The organism is uncultured Marixanthomonas sp. (assembly GCF_963974425.1).
In the GTDB taxonomy this organism is placed as follows: domain Bacteria; phylum Bacteroidota; class Bacteroidia; order Flavobacteriales; family Flavobacteriaceae; genus Marixanthomonas.
In genome coordinates, this window is the sequence record NZ_CAXBCK010000020.1 from 34,705 (window position 1) to 54,767 (window position 20,063).

The 20,063-nt window shown below is 34.5% G+C and carries 19 protein-coding genes; 15 read left to right on the plus strand and 4 right to left on the minus strand.

Annotation, left to right across the window (positions count from 1 at the left end):
• The first annotated feature begins 114 nt into the window (after positions 1–114).
• The 4 genes from gldK (at position 115) to gldN (ending at position 4,734) form a co-directional block, all read left to right on the plus strand.
• Complete coding sequence (gldK, locus tag AACZ92_RS07525) at positions 115–1,488, plus strand: gliding motility lipoprotein GldK (protein WP_339699209.1); 1,374 nt, start codon at positions 115–117, stop codon at positions 1,486–1,488.
• 67 nt (positions 1,489–1,555) lie between these two features.
• On the plus strand, positions 1,556–2,200 hold the full coding sequence (gene gldL, locus AACZ92_RS07530) for a gliding motility protein GldL (RefSeq protein ID WP_339699212.1): 645 nt from the start codon (positions 1,556–1,558) through the stop codon (positions 2,198–2,200).
• A 44-nt stretch (positions 2,201–2,244) separates the two neighbouring features.
• Positions 2,245–3,816 (plus strand): gliding motility protein GldM, encoded by a 1,572-nt coding sequence (gene gldM / locus AACZ92_RS07535; RefSeq protein WP_339699215.1) that lies wholly within the window; start codon positions 2,245–2,247, stop codon positions 3,814–3,816.
• Between the two features lie 18 nt (positions 3,817–3,834).
• Complete coding sequence (gldN, locus tag AACZ92_RS07540; RefSeq protein WP_339699218.1) at positions 3,835–4,734, plus strand: gliding motility protein GldN; 900 nt, start codon at positions 3,835–3,837, stop codon at positions 4,732–4,734.
• 79 nt (positions 4,735–4,813) lie between these two features.
• Here gldN and AACZ92_RS07545 read toward each other — a convergent pair whose 3' ends face one another.
• From AACZ92_RS07545 to AACZ92_RS07560, 4 genes are all read right to left on the minus strand, one after another.
• On the minus strand, positions 4,814–5,005 hold the full coding sequence (locus AACZ92_RS07545; protein WP_117158745.1) for a hypothetical protein: 192 nt from the start codon (positions 5,003–5,005) through the stop codon (positions 4,814–4,816).
• 75 nt (positions 5,006–5,080) lie between these two features.
• Entirely contained in the window at positions 5,081–6,361 is a 1,281-nt protein-coding gene (locus AACZ92_RS07550; RefSeq protein ID WP_339699223.1) for an amidohydrolase family protein, read from the minus strand.
• 41 nt (positions 6,362–6,402) lie between these two features.
• Positions 6,403–7,425, minus strand: coding sequence for a UDP-glucose 4-epimerase GalE (gene galE / locus AACZ92_RS07555; protein WP_339699226.1), 1,023 nt, complete (start codon positions 7,423–7,425; stop codon positions 6,403–6,405).
• Positions 7,422–8,582 carry a DegT/DnrJ/EryC1/StrS family aminotransferase gene (locus AACZ92_RS07560; RefSeq protein ID WP_339699229.1) on the minus strand — a complete coding sequence of 387 codons (1,161 nt, stop codon included), beginning with the start codon at positions 8,580–8,582 and terminating at the stop codon, positions 7,422–7,424. The genes galE and AACZ92_RS07560 overlap by 4 nt, the downstream gene beginning before the upstream one ends.
• A gap of 191 nt (positions 8,583–8,773) precedes the next feature.
• Here AACZ92_RS07560 and surE point away from each other — a divergent pair, with 191 nt between their 5' ends.
• From surE to AACZ92_RS07615, 11 genes are all read left to right on the plus strand, one after another.
• Complete coding sequence (surE, locus tag AACZ92_RS07565) at positions 8,774–9,553, plus strand: 5'/3'-nucleotidase SurE (RefSeq protein WP_339699231.1); 780 nt, start codon at positions 8,774–8,776, stop codon at positions 9,551–9,553.
• Positions 9,550–9,837 (plus strand): hypothetical protein, encoded by a 288-nt coding sequence (locus AACZ92_RS07570; RefSeq protein WP_339699234.1) that lies wholly within the window; start codon positions 9,550–9,552, stop codon positions 9,835–9,837. Before surE ends, AACZ92_RS07570 begins: the two co-directional genes overlap by 4 nt.
• Positions 9,838–9,955: 118 nt before the next feature.
• Positions 9,956–11,086: a lipid-A-disaccharide synthase gene (gene lpxB, locus AACZ92_RS07575; protein ID WP_339699237.1), complete on the plus strand. Its 1,131-nt coding sequence runs from the start codon at positions 9,956–9,958 to the stop codon at positions 11,084–11,086.
• Positions 11,087–11,112: 26 nt separating this feature from the next.
• Positions 11,113–11,667 carry a C40 family peptidase gene (locus AACZ92_RS07580; RefSeq protein ID WP_339699240.1) on the plus strand — a complete coding sequence of 185 codons (555 nt, stop codon included), beginning with the start codon at positions 11,113–11,115 and terminating at the stop codon, positions 11,665–11,667.
• A gap of 237 nt (positions 11,668–11,904) precedes the next feature.
• Entirely contained in the window at positions 11,905–12,369 is a 465-nt protein-coding gene (locus tag AACZ92_RS07585) for a MarR family transcriptional regulator (RefSeq protein ID WP_339699243.1), read from the plus strand.
• 302 nt (positions 12,370–12,671) lie between these two features.
• The gene (locus tag AACZ92_RS07590; protein WP_339699246.1) at positions 12,672–13,799 is read left to right on the plus strand and encodes a mechanosensitive ion channel family protein; all 1,128 of its coding nucleotides are present in this window, start codon (positions 12,672–12,674) and stop codon (positions 13,797–13,799) included.
• A gap of 123 nt (positions 13,800–13,922) precedes the next feature.
• A complete protein-coding gene (locus AACZ92_RS07595) occupies positions 13,923–14,942 on the plus strand; it encodes a hypothetical protein (protein ID WP_339699249.1) in 1,020 nt (339 codons plus the stop codon).
• A gap of 91 nt (positions 14,943–15,033) precedes the next feature.
• Positions 15,034–15,792 (plus strand): STAS/SEC14 domain-containing protein, encoded by a 759-nt coding sequence (locus AACZ92_RS07600; RefSeq protein ID WP_339699252.1) that lies wholly within the window; start codon positions 15,034–15,036, stop codon positions 15,790–15,792.
• Between the two features lie 276 nt (positions 15,793–16,068).
• On the plus strand, positions 16,069–17,409 hold the full coding sequence (locus tag AACZ92_RS07605; RefSeq protein WP_339699255.1) for a tyrosine-type recombinase/integrase: 1,341 nt from the start codon (positions 16,069–16,071) through the stop codon (positions 17,407–17,409).
• Between the two features lie 191 nt (positions 17,410–17,600).
• On the plus strand, positions 17,601–18,629 hold the full coding sequence (locus tag AACZ92_RS07610) for a hypothetical protein (RefSeq protein ID WP_339699259.1): 1,029 nt from the start codon (positions 17,601–17,603) through the stop codon (positions 18,627–18,629).
• Positions 18,622–20,049 carry a hypothetical protein gene (locus AACZ92_RS07615; RefSeq protein ID WP_339699262.1) on the plus strand — a complete coding sequence of 476 codons (1,428 nt, stop codon included), beginning with the start codon at positions 18,622–18,624 and terminating at the stop codon, positions 20,047–20,049. The genes AACZ92_RS07610 and AACZ92_RS07615 overlap by 8 nt, the downstream gene beginning before the upstream one ends.
• Positions 20,050–20,063: the final 14 nt, after the last annotated feature.

The following is a 20,063-nucleotide window of genomic DNA, read 5'->3' on the forward strand; positions in this document are numbered from 1 at the left end:
TCTAACAAACTAAGAATAAAGAGAGTTTAAGGTTTTTTTAAGAAATATGTTGCTTTTTAAAAATTTTATAAATAGGTTTACGCCCTTAAATCTCGAAAATTTAACCTGATACCTATGAAGAAGTTTATTGCATTAGCTGCGATTGTTGCCTTTCTATACAGTTGTAATTCCGGAGACCGGGGTGAATTGATAGGGGCAGAAGGTAAGAAATGGCACCCCGAAAAACCATACGGGATGACTCTTGTCCCAGGTGGATCTTTCATCATGGGTAAAGCTGACGACGATTTTGTTGCCGTTAATGATGCGCCAACAAAAACGGTTACCGTCCGCTCTTTTTATATGGATGAAACTGAAGTAACAAACGCTGAATATCGACAATTTGTTGAGTGGGTGCGCGACTCTACCGTACGACTTAAACTTGCTATTTTAGCTGATGAAATGGGTGAAACACCTGGAAACGGCGGAATTGGTGAATTTGCTTTTGTAGACCAAGAAGATGAAGAAATGACGCCGTGGGAACAATATAATTATGATAACTATTACGGTATGGGAGAAGATTTCTATGCTGGAAGAAAGATAAATAATGATATTGATTTAATTTGGGACACTTCAGAATTTCCTGATGAGTTTTATTCCGAAGTAATGGATACCATGTACATCCCTGCTGAAGAAGCATACAATGGGCAGCGTACCATAGATGTTGATAAATTAAAGTTTCAATATACCTATATGGATATTGGTGCTGCTGCAAAAGCGACAGGAAAAAGCAGAAAAGATTTTATTCAAAAAGAAGAAATACGAATTTACCCAGACACAACAGTTTGGATTAAAGATTTCAATTACTCGTATAATGAGCCGATGCATAATGATTACTTCTGGCACGAGGCATATGGAGACTATCCTGTAGTAGGAGTAAGTTGGAAACAAGCTAAAGCTTTTTGTGCATGGAGAACCTTGTACAAAAATGCTTATCAAAAATCAAGAGATCGCCAGCAAGTAAACTCCTTCCGTCTTCCAGGCGAAGCAGAATGGGAGTATGCGGCTAGAGGTGGCTTAGAATCTGCAACGTACCCGTGGGGTGGTCCTTATGCTAAAAACGATAGAGGTTGTTTTATGGCAAACTTTAAGCCTTTACGTGGGGATTATGCGGCAGATCAAGCACTTTATACTGTAGAGGCAGATGCTTATGAGCCAAATGATTATAATCTGTATAATATGTCAGGTAATGTAAGCGAATGGGTAGCATCTTCTTATGACCCTGCTTCTTATGAATACTCGTCTACTATGAACCCAAATGTAAACGATTCAGATAATATGCGTAAAGTGGTTCGAGGCGGTTCTTGGAAAGATGTTGCATACTTCTTACAAGTAAGTACTCGTGATTACGAATATGCTGATTCTGCCCGTAGCTATATCGGTTTCAGAACTGTTCAAGATTACATGGGTACAGATGTAACACTTAACGAAAATTTTGGTGACGGACGATAGGCCCCTATCTTACAACCTAACTAAAACATTAAATCATACTAACTAAACTAAACTAAAACTTTTTATTATGGCACAGTCAAAATCATCCAAAAAACTCTTTAACATGGCCTATGGCCTTGGGGCTTCTATTGTAATTATGGGAGCATTATTTAAAATTCTTCACTGGGAGCTAGGACCTTTAACTGGAGGTTTGCTTTTAGCTGTAGGTCTTATTACTGAAGCAATCATTTTTGCCATTTCGGCTTTTGAGCCTGTTGATGATGATTTAGATTGGTCTTTAGTATATCCTGAATTAGCTGGAGGCCAGACTAGAGGTAAAAAAATTGAACAACCTCAAGACGCTGATGGCTTATTGTCTAAGAAATTAGATGAAATGTTAAAAGACGCTCGTATTGATTCAGAATTGATGAATAGCCTAAGTACAAGTATTCGTTCTTTTGAAGGTGCCGCCAAAGGAATGGCTCCAACTGCTGAAGCAATGAGTTCAACAAAAAAATATAGTGAGGAAATGGCGTTGGCAGCAGCGCAAATGGAATCGTTAAATAGCTTGTATAAAGTACAAGTAGAATCTACTAGCCGTCAAGCTGAAGTAAACGATCAAGTAGCAGAAAACGCTACCCAATTGAAACAACAAATGGAGCATTTAGCAACCAACCTTTCTTCTCTTAACGGAGTATATGGTGGAATGCTTTCAGCAATGAATAAAAACTAATCTAGTTTTCAACTAAAATTATTAATCTTTAAAAAAGACTACAAATGGCAAGTGGAAAACTAGGACCAAGACAAAAGATGATTAATCTAATGTATTTGATTTTCATCGCAATGTTGGCTTTAAATATGTCCAAAGAAGTATTATCGGCTTTCGGACTTTTAAATGAAAAAATTGAATCTGCGAATGTTGATGCATCGCAAAGAAACCAGGCCTTTATGGAAGGTTTGGCAACAAAGGCTGCCGATGAACCAGCGCAGTATGCTGCTGTGGAAGAAAAAGCGAAACAAATTTCTACAATCACAACAGAATTTGATACATATATCCAAAATTTAAAAGCGGGAGCTGTTGAGAAAATTGAAGACCCTACTGAGTACGAAGTAATGGATAAAGAAGATTACTTTAATAACTTATTTTTTGTAGGAGATAAATTAAAGCCTGAGGGACAAGAGTTTGTTGATAAAATGAACAACTATCGTACTTCAATGATTGAAATACTTTCTGATACAGCTGTTGCAAAAAAAGTTGCTGGAGTTGAAGAGTTAAAAGAAAATATAAACGAAAACTTTAGTACAGAGCCTATTAAAAGAGAAGGTGGTACCCAAGATTGGTTAAATTATCACTATGAAGGATTTCCTTTGATTGCTTCACTAACTAAGATGACATCTATCCAGAATGATGTGAAGACTAACCAAAGTGAGATACTTCAGAAAATGTTATCGGGGCAACAAGCAGCTGCACTTTCATATAGTAACTATACTACTATTATGGATGTTTCAAAATCTGCTTATTATTCTGGTGAAGAATTTGACGGTGGTATTATGTTAGGTCGTACAGATGCTAATACAAAACCTAGTCGTGTAGAATTAACGCTAGATGGAAGCCCGTTAAGTGAAAATCAATATTCACTAGAAGGTGGTAAAGTAAACTTAAAAATTAATGCTGGAAGTCCAGGAGATCATAAAATTGAAGGTTTTCTGTATTATGGTGAAGGGGGCGAAGAAATTGAAGTTCCTGTGAATACTGGGTTTTCAACCATTTCAAAACCTAATTCAGCTGTGATTTCAGCAGATAAAATGAACGTGGTGTACCGTGGTGTAGATAACCCTATGACGGTTTCTATTCCTGGTATTCCAGATAATAAAGTAAGTGCTTCTGCTTCAGGATTAAGTAAAGTTTCAGGAAGTAAATATGTAATGCGACCTACTACAGGATCATCGGTTACTATTACTGCTAGTGGAACTTTGCCTGATGGACAAAGAATTAGCACTCCTAAAGAATTCCGTATTAAGGGAATTCCTGCGCCAATTGGAGCGGTAAGAGGAGAAACTGGAATTGTAAGAATGCAGCGCCAAGGCCTAGAAATAGCTAGTATAAGCGCTATTCTCGAAGATTTTGACTTCGATCTTAACCTTCGTGTTACCGGTTTTAGCTTTAAAGTGTCTGGACAACCAACTGTAGTAGTAAGTGGTCAAAAACTAAACGGACCAGCTAAGGCTGCATTGCGTAGAGCAAAGCGTGGTGAGGCAGTACAGATTTATGATATTAATACTAGTATTTCAGGTAGCAGTGTTAAGTTAAAGAAAACAGCTCCTGTATTTATTGAGTTGACGAACTAGAATACAAAAACAAAGACTATGAACAATAAAAATGTTATTACGGCGATTTTTGGCCTTCTATTATGTTTTGGTGCAACAGCACAGGTAAACATATTGAATGCTGATACCCCGGATGATATAGGTAAGAAGACGGAGGCTCAAATTGCCTATGACAATGATGAACCTTTACCTTATGGTTATGTGGATGAGCGCGATGTGTTATGGTCCAAAGCTGTATGGGAAATAATTGACCTTGACGAACGGGTAAACTTTCCATTATATTACCCAATTGATACCAATAACATTGGTTCAGACCGTAGGTCTTTGTACGACGTATTAGTTACTGCCATTAAAAATGGTGAAATAGAAGATGTATATGCTGACTCTTATTTTACTGAAAAGAGAACACTTGATGATTTAGGAGCATCTTTGGTATATAGTGATACTACAGATCTTGGTATTGAGCAATTTAACTCTGAAGGAGTAGTAGATGAGCAATACATACGTAAATTTACACTAGACGCAGGTGATTTAGAAGAGTGGCGTATTCGTGGACTTTGGTATATTGACAAACGTCAAGGTGAATTAAAATACCGTATGTTAGGTATATGTCCAGTTGCAAACGAAGCGCGTTCTAAAGCTTTTCCAGATGACAATATTGATAGTAAGGTTGAGTTGTTTTGGGTGTGGTTTCCTGGTGCGAGAGAGGCATTACATAATGCTAAGGCTTTTAACCGCAAAAACACGTCTCAGCCAATTTCTTACGATCACTTGTTAAACTCAAGACGTTTTGAAAGTGTGATTTATAAAGAAGACAATGTGCAAGGAGACCGTGGTGTTCGTGATTACATAAATGATAATGCTTTAATGCAATTATTAGAGTCTGATAGAATTGAAGAGAAAGTCCGTAATATGGAAATTGATCTTTGGAACTATTAAAATACAGTTTGCAAAATATTAGTTATATAAAAAACCCTCCAATTTGGAGGGTTTTTACTTTGTTTATTTTATATAAATGCTAAGCTGTTATTTGACAGTCTTCACAGTCTTTTACTTTACCGTAATACGTTTCCCGGTATTTGTGTATGGTTTTAAAAGGTATATTTAAAAACCTTTTCTTTACATACACCACTTTAGCGGTGAACATACCCATCTTTTCGGTAAATCGTTTTTCACTCTTTGTTTTTCGTTTCACTGAAACTAATTTCATCACTTTGTTTTAAAGTTAGAGTACAAAGAAACAAAGACTTAGCGTTTTATGCAAAAATTCTTCGTTAAACCTTGGTTAATCCTTGTATATAATGCCTTCTTTCATAATAAAGACAGTGTTTTCCATCGTTTCTATGTTTTCGACTGGATTTTCGTTTACAGCTATAATATCGGCTATATAACCTATTTGTAATTGTCCTATACTGTTTTCTTGGCCCAATAACTTTGCATTAGTAAGCGTGGCAGACTGCAGCGCTTTCATAGGTGACATTCCTGCCTCGACCATATAACCAAACTCTTTGCCGTTTTCTCCATGAGGAAACACCCCAGCATCGGTGCCAAAGGCAATATTAACTCCTTTTTTAAGTGCTCTACCAAACATATCTTGAATTTGAGATCCAATTTCTAAAGCTTTTGGAACAATAATAGCCGGGTAATAGCCTTTTACTTTTGCTTTTTCTGCTACATATTTACCTGCAGATATTGTAGGTACTAAATAGGCATTATTCTGTTTCATCAATTCCATGGTTTCACTGCTCATTAAGGTTCCATGTTCGATGGTTTTCACTCCGGCCCGAATGGCACGTTGCATCCCTTCATCACCATGTGCATGAGCGGCCACTTGCATGTCATAATCTTTTGCAGTGGTTACAATGGCTTTAATCTCCTCTTCTGTAAACTGAGGGTTTTTACTATTCTTGGCAACACTTAAAACTCCCCCAGTAGCTGTGATTTTTATCCAATCAGCTCCATTTTTATAGCGTTGTCGCACTGCTTTTTTAGCATCTTCAACACTGTTAACAACACCTTCTTTAGGGCCTGGGTTACCCATTAAATCTCGCTTACGACCATTTGTTGGGTCGGCATGACCACCTGTTGTAGCCAGTGATTTTTCTGCTGTAAATATTCTTGGTCCTACAGTTTTACCATTGTTTATAGCATTGCGAAGAGCAACATTTACTCCGCTACCCCCTAGATCGCGTACGGTTGTAAATCCGGCCATTAATGTTTTTTTTGCATATCCTGCTGCATTGAATGCTACATCAGCTTCGTTTAATGTAAAGGGTTTTAAGTAGTTGTTTGGGCTAGTTTCGCCCTCTAGATGAACATGCATATCGATTAAACCGGGTAATACCGTCTTATTTTTTAAATCGATAATTTTATCGTTTTTGTTTTTAGGGCTTATAAAACCATTTTTAATAGCTTCAATTTTGCTACCTGAAACGATGATGGTCTTGTCATTCAGTACTTCTCCTTTTTTAACATCAACTAATTTTCCACAGTGCAAATAAGTTTTTTGCGCAAGGCCTCCGAAGGAAATAAAAAGAATTGCAAGTACTACGTAGAAGTTTTTCATAAGGTGTATTTTTTATATGTCTATTTAAAACGGTATTTAAGTCACTTTTTGCTGCGAACTTTCTGTTCCCACTTCCAGGCTGAAGCCAAAGCATTTTCCAGTGATTTTTCGGCTTCCCAGCCCAATACTTCATTAGCTTTTTTGGTATCGGCATAGACAGCTGTAACATCTCCTGGGCGTCTATCTACTACTTTATAGTTAAGTTTTTCTCCTGATACCTTCTCAAAAGTTTTTATTACTTTAAAAACGGAACTTCCTTCTCCAGTTCCAATATTGAAAACTTCAAAATCGCTAGTATTTTTTTCTGAAAGTAATCGTTGCATAGCAATTAGATGCGCTTTGGCTAAATCGACCACATGGATATAGTCCCTTATACAGCTTCCGTCAGAAGTATCGTAATCATCCCCAAAAACGGATAATTGTTCTCTTATTCCAGCTGCAGTTTGGGTAATAAAGGGCACTAAGTTTTGAGGTACTCCAATGGGTAGTTCGCCTATTTCGGCACTTTCGTGAGCACCTATAGGATTAAAATAGCGCAAGGCAATTGATTTCATTTCAGAAATGTAACACGTATCAAACAAAATTTCTTCACTTATTTGTTTGGTATTTCCGTAGGGAGACATTGCTTTTTTTATTGATGCCGTTTCAGTAATAGGTAACGAATCGGGTTCACCATAAACAGTGCAAGAAGAGCTGAAAATAATGTTATTAATACTGTGAGCTTTACACTCCTGTAATAAATAAACAAGTGTGTTCAAATTGTTTTCATAATATAATAACGGGTTTTCCACGCTTTCGCCTACAGCTTTGCTAGCAGCAAAATGGATAACGCCATCTAAATCGTTATGCGTTTTAAAAAAATCGATTACATCGGCTTTGTCCCGAAGGTCCAATCGTTCAAAAATAGGTGCTTGATCTGTAATAGTTGTTATGCCGCCTAAAACATCTAAAGAGGAATTTGCTAAGTTGTCTATAACAACCACTTTAAATCCGGCCTGCTGCAATTCAACAACGGTATGAGAACCTATATAGCCTAAGCCGCCTGTAACAAGTATTTTTTTCATGAGTTTGTTACAAAGTTGATAATCGTTTTAGTGATAAATTCTATTTGCTCGTCATCTAGCTCAGTATGCATTGGTAAAGAAATAACTTCTTTTATCAATTGATTAGTAACAGGGAAATCTGCCTCCTTGTAGCGCTCGTCTTTATAGGCTTTTTGAAGGTGAAGCGGAATAGGGTAATAAACCCCACACGGAATTCCATGTTCATTTAAATGGCTCACTAGAGCATCTCTATCGGTGTTTAAAATGCGAAGGGTGTATTGGTGGAAAACATGACAATCACATACATCGCAAACAGAGTTTTCAGCTTCGCAATATCCAGTAGGAATAATTATATTTTGAATGCCTTTTAAGGCTTTTGAGTATTTTCTGGCCGCATTTCGTCGTGCTGCATTGTAGGTGTCAAGTTTGGGTAGTTTAGCTCTTAAAATAGCAGCTTGTATAGAGTCTAAGCGCGAATTAACTCCAACTACATCGTGATGATAGCGAACATACATACCGTGATTTACAATCCCACGAATGGTATGTGCTAAATCATCATCATTGGTAAAAATAGCACCGCCATCACCATAACATCCTAGGTTTTTAGAAGGGAAAAAAGATGTAGAACCTACGTGTCCAATTGCTCCCGTTTTTGTTTTTGTTCCGTCTTTTGAAGTATACGTACCTCCTATAGCTTGAGCATTATCTTCAATTACATACAGGTTGTTATCTTCGGCAAGCTCCATAATTTCGTCCATATTGGCCGCAAGACCAAATAAATGAACAGGAACAATGGCCTTAGTTTTTGGGGTAATAGCTTTTTTTATGGCTTCGACATCAATATTAAAACTAACAGGGTCCACATCTACCAAAACAGGAGTTAAACCTAATAAAGCGATAACCTCTACGGTGGCCGCAAAGGTGAAATCGGCAGTGATCACTTCGTCGCCGGGCTGTAAACCAAGTCCCATCATTGCAATTTGAAGCGCATCGGTGCCATTGGCACAAGGAATTACATGCTTCACATCTAGATATTCCTCTAGTTCTTTCTGAAATTGATGAACTTCTGGGCCATTGATAAAAGCAGTGGATTCAATTACATCTAAAACAGATTGGTTTACTTGATTTTTAATTTCTTGGTATTGGCCTTTAAGATCGACCATTTGTATTTTTCGCATGCTATTTTTTGAAAAGGGATTGTTTTATCAAAATTACGAAAATTGCATTCGGGTTGCAATGTTATTATACATTCAATTGGTTTTGTAGGTTCTTCTGAAATATGAAGCCTAGTGCTTTTTCATAAAAATGAAATGGTTTCTTAAAGTAAACCCAACAGTAAAATTGTATTTTTACGTTCAGAAAAAAAATTATGACAAAGAAGAAACCACTTATTTTAGTTACAAACGATGATGGTATAACAGCTCCCGGAATACGGGCGCTTATTGAAGTTATGAATACAATAGGCGATGTTTGTGTAGTTGCCCCAGATTCACCACAAAGTGGAATGGGACATGCTATTACAATAAACGATACCTTGTATTGTGATACTGTAAAAGTGAACGAAAAGGAGCCTCAAAAAGAATACAGTAGTAGTGGTACGCCTGTAGATTGTGTAAAGTTAGCTGTCAACGAAATTTTAAAACGAAAACCAGACTTATGCGTTAGTGGTGTAAACCATGGAAGTAACTCATCAATTAACGTAATTTATAGCGGAACGATGAGTGCTGCGGTTGAAGCCGGTACCTTAGGAATCCCCTCAGTAGGCTTTTCGTTGTTGGATTATTCTTTGGAAGCCGATTTTGAACCTACTAAAAAGTTTATCAAAAAAATTGCCAAGCAAACTTTAAAAAATGGATTGCCAAAAGGTGTGGTTTTGAACGTAAATTTTCCAAAATTAACCGAAAAAGAAATCAAAGGGATAAAGGTGTGCAGGCAGGCCAATGCGCATTGGGAAGAACAGTTTGATAAACGTGTAAACCCGTTGGGGCGCGAGTATTATTGGCTTACAGGTGAATTTGTAAATGAAGATAAAGGCGAAGATACCGATGAATGGGCATTGGCAAACGGCTATGTTTCCGTCGTTCCCGTTCAATTTGATCTTACAGCACATCACGCAATTAAAGATTTAAACACCTGGAAACTGTCATGAACAAAATGACCAAAGAAATATTAATAGGCTTTCTCATTGGGTTAGTGGCAAATGCAGCGGGAAGCTATTTGTACATTTACTTCTTTTCAAAAGAAACATTGGAGAAAACCATCCAATATGCCATTGAGCAAGATGTGTTAGGCAATATTATTGCATTGGGCGCTATTTTAAACTTATGTGCCTTTTTTATTTTTCTGAAGAAAAACAAAGTATATCGGGCAAGGGGAGTGGTTTTAGCGACTGTTTTAGCAGCTTTGATTATTTTGATTTCAAAATTCCTTTAACAGCAATAAATGTAGCTGAACTATCCGTTCTGAAATCAAAATATAATACCTATTCCCAAAAGTTGCATTTAAAGCCCTATTTTTGTTTTGAAGATATTTTTCTGAAGTATTAAAAACCATGAAATATTACCTCATAGCAGGCGAAGCATCCGGAGATTTACACGGGGCTAACTTAATGAAAGCGCTTAAGGCACAAGACCCGCAAGCTGACTTTCGGTTTTGGGGTGGTGATTTAATGGAAGAAGTTGGCGGAAAACAGGTAAAACATTACCGTGATCTCGCTTTCATGGGGTTTATAGAGGTTGTTTTTAATCTTCGTACCATCTTAAAAAATATTTCTTTTTGTAAAAAAGACATTGAAGCCTATCAACCCGATGCCATTATATTTATTGATTATCCAGGGTTTAATCTTCGTATTGCAAAATGGGCGAAACAAAAAGGTATACCAACACATTATTATATTTCTCCCCAAATATGGGCTTGGAAAGAAAACCGCATAAAGAGTATTAAGCGTGATGTAGATTTTATGTACGTAATTCTTCCTTTTGAAAAAGAGTTTTACGAAAAAAAGCACGGGTTTCCAGTTCACTTTGTCGGTCACCCATTAATAGATGCAATAGCTCAGCTCGAACAAGTAGAGCCCAGTATTTTTAAGAAAGAGCATGGGTTAGATAATAGGCCAATAATAGCTTTATTGCCCGGGAGTAGAAAGCAGGAAATATCAAAGATGCTAAAGATTATGCTTAGTGTGGTTGAAGATTTTACCGAATTTCAATTTGTAATTGCTGGTGCGCCCAGTCAAGAAGCTTCCTTTTATGAGCCGTTCTTAAAAAAACAAAACGTACACTTATTGCTAAACAAAACGTACGACTTGTTAAGTATTTCACACGCTGCTTTAGTAACTTCAGGTACGGCTACACTCGAGACTGCTTTGTTTAAAGTGCCACAAGTGGTTTGTTATAAAGGAAGTAGGATTTCTTATGAAATTGCAAAACGAGTTATTAATTTGAATTACATATCCTTGGTGAATTTAATTTTGGATAAGCCAGCAGTAACCGAGTTGATACAAACAGATTTCACCACTAAAGGTTTAAAAGAGGAATTGACACAAATTTTAGATGAATACAATCGTGCTGTCCTATTTTTAGAGTATTATGATCTTGAAAAAAAACTAGGAGGTAAGGGGGCCAGTGAAAAAACCGCCCAATTAATAGTTGCTGAAACAAAAAATAAAACTTCAAAAAATTAGTTATATTTATTCAAACCAACTCATTTATGAAAAGATTTCTTTTACTTTCATTCTTTGCCGTTCTGTTGGTATCCTGCGGAAGTTCCCGAAATGTAACAAAACAAAAAAAGATAACTCGTCCTACTACCACTAGGGTAACTAGTACTAATAGTACAGCTAAAACTGCTCCTGACCATGTTAAAAAATCTGTTGCCCCTAAAAAGGTAAATAAAATTATTGCCTATGCTAAAACATTTCAAGGCACGCGGTATAAATTTGGCGGAACGACAAAAAAAGGAATGGATTGTTCAGGGTTGGTCTATACTTCTTTTAAAAATGAAAACATTGGTTTGCCTAGAGTGTCTAGGGACATGGCCAAACAAGGAAAACGAATTTCACTCCGTAATGCAGAAGAGGGAGATTTGTTGTTTTTTCAAACCAATAAAACTCGTAAGGTTATTAACCATGTGGGGCTCGTCGTAGAATCAAAAAGAGGGGTGGTAAAATTTATACACTCAACAACTTCCAGAGGTGTAATAGTTTCTTCACTCGATGAAAACTATTGGAATAATGCGTTTGTAGAGGTACGACGGGTTATTTAAATAAAGAGGATAATTAAGGTTTTTTAAACCTGAACCCCTCGTATTTAGTGATATATGCTTAATCTTGCCATTGGGAAGTTTACTTTTAGCGTTTATTTCTAAAGCATTTTTTTATAATTCTAGTGCTTTTCATTAAGAAGAAAATAAAGCTAGTCATAGATATAACTAGTAGCAACTTGTAATTTTATGGTTCTTTACTAAAAGAACTATAAAAGATACTATATTTGCAAAAGCACTATGGAAAAGATTCAATTAACAGAAAAGCAAAAAGAATTATTGGAGGCCTATGGGGTTATTCAAGAACAATTTGGACTATCTCCTGCATCTGCTAGGGTAAATGCACTGTTAACAGTAATTGATCAAGAAGAGCTTACCTTCGATGAAATTAGAAAAATTCTTTCTTTAAGTAAAAGTGCCACTAGTAATGCGATTAATAATTTATTGACTATAAACTATATTGGTTACCGAACAAAGTTGGGAGAACGTAAACGTTATTTTTTCTCTCGAATGGATCAATGGCAGGATTCTTTCAGAAAAAATCTAGATGGATTTAGGGAATACAATAAAGTTATGAAAGCAATCCTAGCAGAGAGAACACCTAAAACAAAGGATTATAATACTAAAGTAAAAGAGTTGACTCAGTTTATAGACTATTATAGTGAGGAGGCAAAAAAAATTATTGATAACTGGGAAAAAAAGTAACTCTTTTTTTATTCACAATAGTTCTTTTATTTCAGAACTAAACATTTTTATTTTAACTAAAAGAATAATATGTTCTATTATATTGCAAGTAATAAACCAAAACTCGAAGTGAGTATTGTTAAAAATTGCTCTGAATCAGATTTAGAAAGATTGTTACTTTTTATTGATGCTCTATCAGAGACTCCAGATATGGAAATTGTCTTTAAAGTGCTTCCTTCCATAAAAAAACAATTTACAAAAACATTACTGTCATATAACTGGAATGCGGTTTATGCTTATAATATTGAAGAAAATATCCTCCAATGATAGAGTTTTTGACCACCTATAAAGTAGCAATTCTTTACGCAATTGCTGTTGTAGTTGTTGTATTACTTTTACGGTTTTTAACCAAATTATTTCACAATTGGTTAGAAAAACGTTTCCGAAAAAAACACCACGGAGAAGAACCCACTACAATACACTTAATTCAAAAAATCCTGAATGCGCTTTGGATAGTTTTAGGTATAATGGCACTGGCTTTTATATTTATAGATGAAGAACAACACAAAATTGCTAGAAAAAACTTTATTCTAGTTTTGTATCTAGGTATTGTCGCTGTTATCACTTTGGTGGCAGCATCGGTGGTGCAAACTTGGTTTTTAAGAAAAATTAAGGAGAAAACAGTTGCTAACCAAGATACGACTAGTTATAAATTTTTACAATACATAGCCGTATTTGGGGTATATTTTATTGGGGGTTTATTAATTCTAATTGCGTTTGAGTCTATGCGCAGCTTTGCCGCTACCGCATTAGGTGGTGCTGGAGTGCTTGCTGTAGTTGCGGGAGTTGCTTCGCAAGAAGCTTTGTCAAATCTCGTCGGAGGATTGTTTATCATTTCGTTCAAACCATTTAAAATAGGCGATATCATTAAACTTGATGAAACGATGGTAGGAACGGTAACCGATATTACCTTGCGCCACACCATTATCAGAAATTACGAAAACAAGATGATTGTCATCCCCAATTCGGTAATCAATAAAGAGAAACTGATTAATTATGATTTAGGCGACCGTATGTGCTGCCAGTGGATAGAAATTGGAATCTCCTACGATAGCGATATCGATTTGGCAAAGCACATTATGCGAGAGGAATGTGAAGATCACACTAATTTAATAGATAACCGAAGCGAACTAGACAAATACAATAATGAAAAAAAAGTAGCTGTGCGAGTTATATCACTTGGTGATTCGGCTGTTACATTACATGCCTGGGCCTGGGCAAGTAATTTTACCGATGCTTTTCAAATGAAGTGTGACTTGTACGAAAGCATTAAAAAACGATTTGATAGAGAAGGGATTTCCATTCCATTTCCGCACAGGACGATGGTTTTTAAAGAAAACCAATTAAACGAACTTAAAGACCAACTTCAACAATCCAAAAAAGAAGATTAAACCATTAAAGTTAACATTGAAATTACAAAAATATAGCAGACATACTTAGCGTTAAGCTAACTACAGCTGTATATATTTCAAGAAACCTTATCAGACTAAAATAGAAATTTTTAAAAACACTAAATGAACAAACCAACACTACTTATCGTAGCTTTTTTGATCACTGCTTTTGCACCTGTTTTTAGCCAAGATAGAGAAGGCACACAACAGCAGTCTACAGATTCGCTTCAACAAAAAGCAACGCAGGGAATTAAAGAAAAGTTTCCGCGTACCCGAATACTAAATTTTGAATACGGCCAGAGTCTAAGCCGTGATTTTACATCAGAGCTTTTTGAAGAAGGTTTTCAAGACGGAGAAATAAAAACACAGCGCAACTTTAATGCTTCGGCAAACATTCCTATCTATAAAACTAGAAAATGGGGAGTAATGGGTTCGTTAAACTATCAATTTAGTGAATTTGAGTTTGATGATATTGAAACGACAGGTATTAGTGTATTTGAACAAAATGGGATTGTTAATTTTCATAATTTTTCCGTCGCAGTTAGTTCCACTTATTTTTCAACCCTCTTTAAAAAACCGGTTATTTACAATGCTTCCTTAATCGTGGATGGTAATGACGAAGGTGTAGAACGATTAAAAGGATTGGCAGGTCTTTCTTTTATTTTAAAAAGAACAGAGCGTACCACGATAACTTTGGGGGCTATTGTTTTTATAGATCCGACGTCACAAATTCCATTTTTCCCAACATTTACGTACAACCACAGGTTTAAAAACTCTAAATGGGAAGTAGATTTTATACTTCCGCAGCGTTTGTTGTTAAGAAGACCAATAGGTGAAAATGGTCGGTTTTCTATAGGAAGTACCTTTGGATCTACTGGTTTTTATGTAAATGTGGATAGTCCAGGCTTTGCCGATGTATTTGAGTACAGTCAATTGGAAATAAAATCTGGTATAATCTACGAACACCGTTTCAGTAATTATTTGATAGGTACTTTTCAAGGAGGGTTACAAAACTTTATTAGTAACCGTTTAACTGAAAAGGGCGAGCCAACAAGCGATTTTATCTATAAAAATGAACAAGAAGCAACAGGGTGTTTTCAAGTAGGATTTTCTATTGACCCTTTTGCTGGTAAAAAGAAATAAATTGTACCTTTTTATTACTTTATTAACTACTATGTTTAAAGGGGTGTTTTAATTTTATTAATCTAATAATTAAATTTCTAAAATATAAACTATGTTAAAACTTGAAAAAATAGAAGGCACAGTTATTTTTGAATTCTCTATAGATGGAGATATTGATAAAGAAAGTGTTGAGGAGTTTTATAAGCTTTTAGAGTTAAAAGCAGAACAGCATCAAAAAATGAAATTGCTCGGTACTATTAATGAGTTTCCTGGGTTTAAAGATTTTAAAGCATTCAGTTCTACTTTAAAGATGAAAGTGAAAGCTGTTCGTAATATAGGGAAGTATGCAATCTTATCAGGTAAGGAATGGGTAGAGACTTTATTGCCGACAGGAAATTTTCTAACACCAGGAATACCGATGAAACAATTTGACCTTGATGAACGTAAAAAGGCCATTGCTTGGTTAGAAAAGGACGATGTAAAAACCTATAAAGAGGACGAGTATCTTTCAAAATTGGATATAAAAAATATTAAGGGGACTAATATCTATTCCTTCACGATAGATGGAAAAATAGATGAAGGCGGAATGACCGCACTATATAATATACTTAAAAATAAAAAGCATGAAGGTAAAATAAACCTTCTAGCAACCTATAAAGATTTTGATGGCTTTGATAGCTTTAAAGCCTTTACCGAAGGTTTAAAAGTAGATTTTGGTGCCTTAGGAAACGTAGAGAAATATGCCATTGTCACAGATAGAAAATGGGTGCATAAGCTTGCCGAAATAGAAAGTAAAATTCTTCCTGGGATTAGTATGAAAGGATTTGCTTTAGACGAAGCAGATAAAGCTTTAGAATGGTTGAAAAAGTAATTAAGGAGATGCTTTAGCTTAATAAAAAAAGCCTTTCAGAAATGAAAGGCTTTTTCTTAGTAGCGGGAACTGGACTCGAACCAGTGACCTTCGGGTTATGAGCTTAGAGGTAAGATGTGTAGATATTCCACAAAACATTATAAAATGTATGATTATCAATGATTTAATTTTTTTTGTTATTGAACAAAACTATTTATAATCAAATTATTCTGTACCTATTCTGTACCCCTTTTTATTTTTTAACTATCTTTATACACTACAAGTAAAGAGAATGTTATGGCTAGTATTAAGATTGTTCGTCGTAAAAATAAAGAAAGGAAAGATGGTACTGCTCCACTCGCTTTAAGAATTAGTGAAAATTATAAAACAAACTATAAATTTACTGGACACTATGTGCTTGAAAAGGATTGGGATAAAGTTGTGGGGAGAGTAAAAAGAACCCATTCTAACTTCAAAAAATTAAATAATTTTTTGATGAAAAAACTTACCGAGGCTAATGATATTTACTTTGACACCAAAGTTGAAAATATAACTCCAAAACAGGTAAAACAAAAGTTAAAAGGACCAGGCGGATCTAAATCTTTTTTTACAGTTGCGGCCGAACGCATACAAAGTAAATACGACCGCGGTACTTTTTCTGTCGCAAAACCAGAGTTATCCATACTTTACAATTTGGAAGAGTTCTTAAACCTTAAAATGTCCCTTTCCAAAAATGCAAACATAAAAGCGATTAAAGAACGAAGAAAAGAGCGAATAAGTAAAGCGAGAAAAGCTGAATATTCATTTGAAGATGGCATTGATCATTTCAAAAAAAACAAGAAATTAAAATTCCGAGATATTAACGAAGCTTTTTTGGGGAGGTTTAAAACTTTTTGTTCAGTTTATTTGAATCAAAAAACCCGAACAATCACCAACCAACTTATATTTATTAGAACTCTTTTTAATATCGCGATTAAAGATGGAATTGTATCATCCAAATTTTATCCTTTTGCAGGTAAAAAAGAGAAAATACACATAGGTTCTGGAAACAAAATAGGTTTGACCATTCAAGAAGTCGAAAAAATTGAAGCTCTGAAACTTAAAAAAAATACTTCTATTTGGAACACGCATAATGTTTGGTTAATTTCTTTTTACTTTGCCGGAATACGTATTTCTGATGTAGTCAAATTAAGATGGACAGATTTTAAAGACAACCGGCTTTATTATATAATGAATAAAAATGAAAAGCCGCTCAGTCTTAAAGTTCCTGAAAAGGCTGCTGCTATTCTAAAATTTTACAAAAACAACCAGTCAGAAAATAATGGCTATGTGTTTCCATTCTTGAAGGAGGTGAATTCTAAAGATAAAGAGGATGTTTTTGTTAAGACCAGAAATGCTACTAGGCTATTTAATAAGTATCTTAAAAAAATAGCCAAGCAATGTGATATTGATAAAAATTTATCAAATCACATTGCTCGCCACAGTTTCGGGAATATTGCCGGAGATAGAATTCATCCTTTGATGCTACAAAAACTCTATCGTCATAGTGATTTAAAAACCACGTTGAATTATCAGGCAAACTTCATCAATAGGGATGCAGACGATGCGCTAGATAGTGTTGTGAATTTTAAAAGTTAACCTTCTTTTCAGATTCCAGAATAATTTCTAATCAGCTTTAGCGAAGAACGTTGAATATTAATGCAAATACTACGGTAAAAGAAGCAATTGACTGTGGACATCCGTGTTGGATACCAATGATGGTATATATTCCTAATTAATTTATTGAACTTTTGACTAATAAAATGTTATTTTTATTTAAAAGATAAAATATGAATATTAAGTACGCATCTCTCAATCATATAAACCATAGCAATTCTTCAATTAAAAAAGTGAAAATTGATCATAGTGAGTCGCTTAAAGAATATACTGATAAATTATTTACAGAAATTACAGAAAGCCCTAAAAGAAGACAATATTTATTTACTAGCTCGAAATCTGAAATAAGAAACGTTTTAGAAGATATTATTTCTAATAATGATCGTGACAATTCTATAATGCTGGCTGCTAAACGGTTAATGAATAAAGAAAAAGAGGCTCAAGAGCATTTAAAAAATAAAAAGCTCAAAGTAGAAATACTCAAAGGAAGTTTATTTCAGGCGTATATTGAGATTGATGGTAATGAAAGTATAATTATCTGTAAAGCAGATCATACAGAATTTTTAGACGAAAACTCTCTAACTGTTCGAAGTGGTTTACCATGGAATAAGAAAATTTTCAAAGCGGCGCTTATTCGACTTGACCATGGACAGATTGATGAAGAAGTAGATGTACTTGATGCCAATCTATCAAAATATTGGTGGAGAGAATTTTTAGAACTTGAGGCAAAGCATACAGATGCTCATAACACGGAAAAATCAATGGAACATTTTGACAATCGTGTTTTCAATAATATTAGAAAAAAACATCCCGCAGATTATCAGATTTTGAGAAATAGTTTTGTTGGATATTTCCGAAACAATAAAATTTTTGAAGTTGAAGACTTTATTAAATCTCTTTTTTCAAATTATGAACCAGAAGACAATAGTCTTAAAATAGAAACTTTAGTTGCTAAAATAAGATCATTGCCTAATAAGCTGGATTTTGATCAAACATTTAATATTTCTAAAAGACATATAAAAAAAAGGATGAGGGAAAAAGTAAAGGTGTCGGAATCAATTGACCTCCTTTTAAAAACTGAAATTCCTAATTTCAGAAAAACATTAAGGTCAGGAAAGACGGAAAGCGGCCAAATGTATTTACAGATTTTAACCGATAGCGAAAAAGTTTATAGAGAGTTTCTTCGAAAAGATAATGAATAATTTAAACAAAATATTAGAGTCCGTCGTAAAGCTTGAAGGTTCCAAATGTATAGTTGTTGATGATTTTAATAAGGCTACATTTTCTTTAAATATTGTAAATAAATCCCCCATTAGTGATTTTAATAAATTAGAAGAATTTCTAAATTCTTATAAAGATGATTGGACTTTTTTTCTTTTATTAAATGGTGAAACAATCTCAAGTTGTAACTCAAAATTTACTACTGACTTTATAAAAGAATTTAATCAAATTCAGCTTCTTGAGGACGATTTGTTGGGATTGAAATTAGAAATATATAAAAGTAGTAACACAGCAACTGTAAATGTCTATAATAATGATTCCTTTGAAAATTGGCTTAACTCTCGGACTACAATAGAATTATTAAATACTTTATCAAATCGCATTATAGATTTTGGATTTATTAATTTCAACTATATTGACAAATCATCTGCACATATTTTTTCTAAAAGAATTAGAGTTAATGACTCCAATGCAGTGACCGATTTACCTAAGACTCATTTGGAACATTTTAATTTCAATCAGAACACAAAATATCCTTTTATTGGAACAGATTTCAAAATTCTAAATGCTTCAAATTATGGTGAAATTCTTATTATCCATTTAAGAAAACTACAAAACTTATTTTCATTCACCGCTCTTTTTGACACCTCTTATCTTGACAAAAACATCTTAAATTTTCAATTGAAAGGATATAAGTTTTTAAAAAGTCAAATAGACGTTTCTAATTTAAATAAAGATTACGACACTTATGCAGATATTACTGCGTGGGTCTATAGTGAAAATGCAAATATCGCAGATAAACTGGGTATTACCAGAAATATATTGTCCCTAGAAATTGACAACGAAAACTTAGTTATTTCAGACAAAGTTTTTCAATCTATTCTTTCTGCGCATAAAATATACCTAAAGGAAAATGTCGCTAAATATCTTGAAGTTAGAGCAAAGGTAAATAATGACCTAACAGATATACTTCAAGAAATTAGGAGTAGTCTTCAAGAGTTAAGTCAAAACTATCAAAAAAGTAATTTTCTATACCTGTCATTTTTCATATCTGTTTTTGTTCTTAGAACTTTGATGAAAAGCGAATTTGAAAATATTTTTACAACTGATGCTACTATAATATTCTTTGCTTTATTAGGTATATCATTTATCTATTTAGCATATACAGTATGGGTGGTGGTTTCTTTAAAAAATAGAGTAGAAAAAAGATACGAAAATGTAAAAGCAAAAAATTTGGATGTTTTGAATAAAAATGATATTGAAAGAATTTTAAACAATGATTCTGAATTCGATGATGAAATTGCTAATTTTAATTTGAAAGTCAAAATTTACATTATACTTTGGGTTCTGACTATGGGAACCCTGGCCATAGCCGTATCTTATTTATCAGAAGTATATTAATTGTATTCACATTT

Bases quoted from the DNA above. Each gene is read 5' to 3' on its own strand.
- gldK (WP_339699209.1), top strand. From the start codon at position 115: ATGAAGAAGTTTATTGCATTAGCTGCGATTGTTGCCTTTCTATACAGT.
- gldL (WP_339699212.1), top strand. From the start codon at position 1,556: ATGGCACAGTCAAAATCATCCAAAAAACTCTTTAACATGGCCTATGGC.
- gldM (WP_339699215.1), top strand. From the start codon at position 2,245: ATGGCAAGTGGAAAACTAGGACCAAGACAAAAGATGATTAATCTAATG.
- gldN (WP_339699218.1), top strand. From the start codon at position 3,835: ATGAACAATAAAAATGTTATTACGGCGATTTTTGGCCTTCTATTATGT.
- AACZ92_RS07545 (WP_117158745.1), bottom strand. From the start codon at position 5,005: ATGAAATTAGTTTCAGTGAAACGAAAAACAAAGAGTGAAAAACGATTT.
- AACZ92_RS07550 (WP_339699223.1), bottom strand. From the start codon at position 6,361: ATGAAAAACTTCTACGTAGTACTTGCAATTCTTTTTATTTCCTTCGGA.
- galE (WP_339699226.1), bottom strand. From the start codon at position 7,425: ATGAAAAAAATACTTGTTACAGGCGGCTTAGGCTATATAGGTTCTCAT.
- AACZ92_RS07560 (WP_339699229.1), bottom strand. From the start codon at position 8,582: ATGCGAAAAATACAAATGGTCGATCTTAAAGGCCAATACCAAGAAATT.
- surE (WP_339699231.1), top strand. From the start codon at position 8,774: ATGACAAAGAAGAAACCACTTATTTTAGTTACAAACGATGATGGTATA.
- AACZ92_RS07570 (WP_339699234.1), top strand. From the start codon at position 9,550: ATGAACAAAATGACCAAAGAAATATTAATAGGCTTTCTCATTGGGTTA.
- lpxB (WP_339699237.1), top strand. From the start codon at position 9,956: ATGAAATATTACCTCATAGCAGGCGAAGCATCCGGAGATTTACACGGG.
- AACZ92_RS07580 (WP_339699240.1), top strand. From the start codon at position 11,113: ATGAAAAGATTTCTTTTACTTTCATTCTTTGCCGTTCTGTTGGTATCC.
- AACZ92_RS07585 (WP_339699243.1), top strand. From the start codon at position 11,905: ATGGAAAAGATTCAATTAACAGAAAAGCAAAAAGAATTATTGGAGGCC.
- AACZ92_RS07590 (WP_339699246.1), top strand. From the start codon at position 12,672: ATGATAGAGTTTTTGACCACCTATAAAGTAGCAATTCTTTACGCAATT.
- AACZ92_RS07595 (WP_339699249.1), top strand. From the start codon at position 13,923: ATGAACAAACCAACACTACTTATCGTAGCTTTTTTGATCACTGCTTTT.
- AACZ92_RS07600 (WP_339699252.1), top strand. From the start codon at position 15,034: ATGTTAAAACTTGAAAAAATAGAAGGCACAGTTATTTTTGAATTCTCT.
- AACZ92_RS07605 (WP_339699255.1), top strand. From the start codon at position 16,069: ATGGCTAGTATTAAGATTGTTCGTCGTAAAAATAAAGAAAGGAAAGAT.
- AACZ92_RS07610 (WP_339699259.1), top strand. From the start codon at position 17,601: ATGAATATTAAGTACGCATCTCTCAATCATATAAACCATAGCAATTCT.
- AACZ92_RS07615 (WP_339699262.1), top strand. From the start codon at position 18,622: ATGAATAATTTAAACAAAATATTAGAGTCCGTCGTAAAGCTTGAAGGT.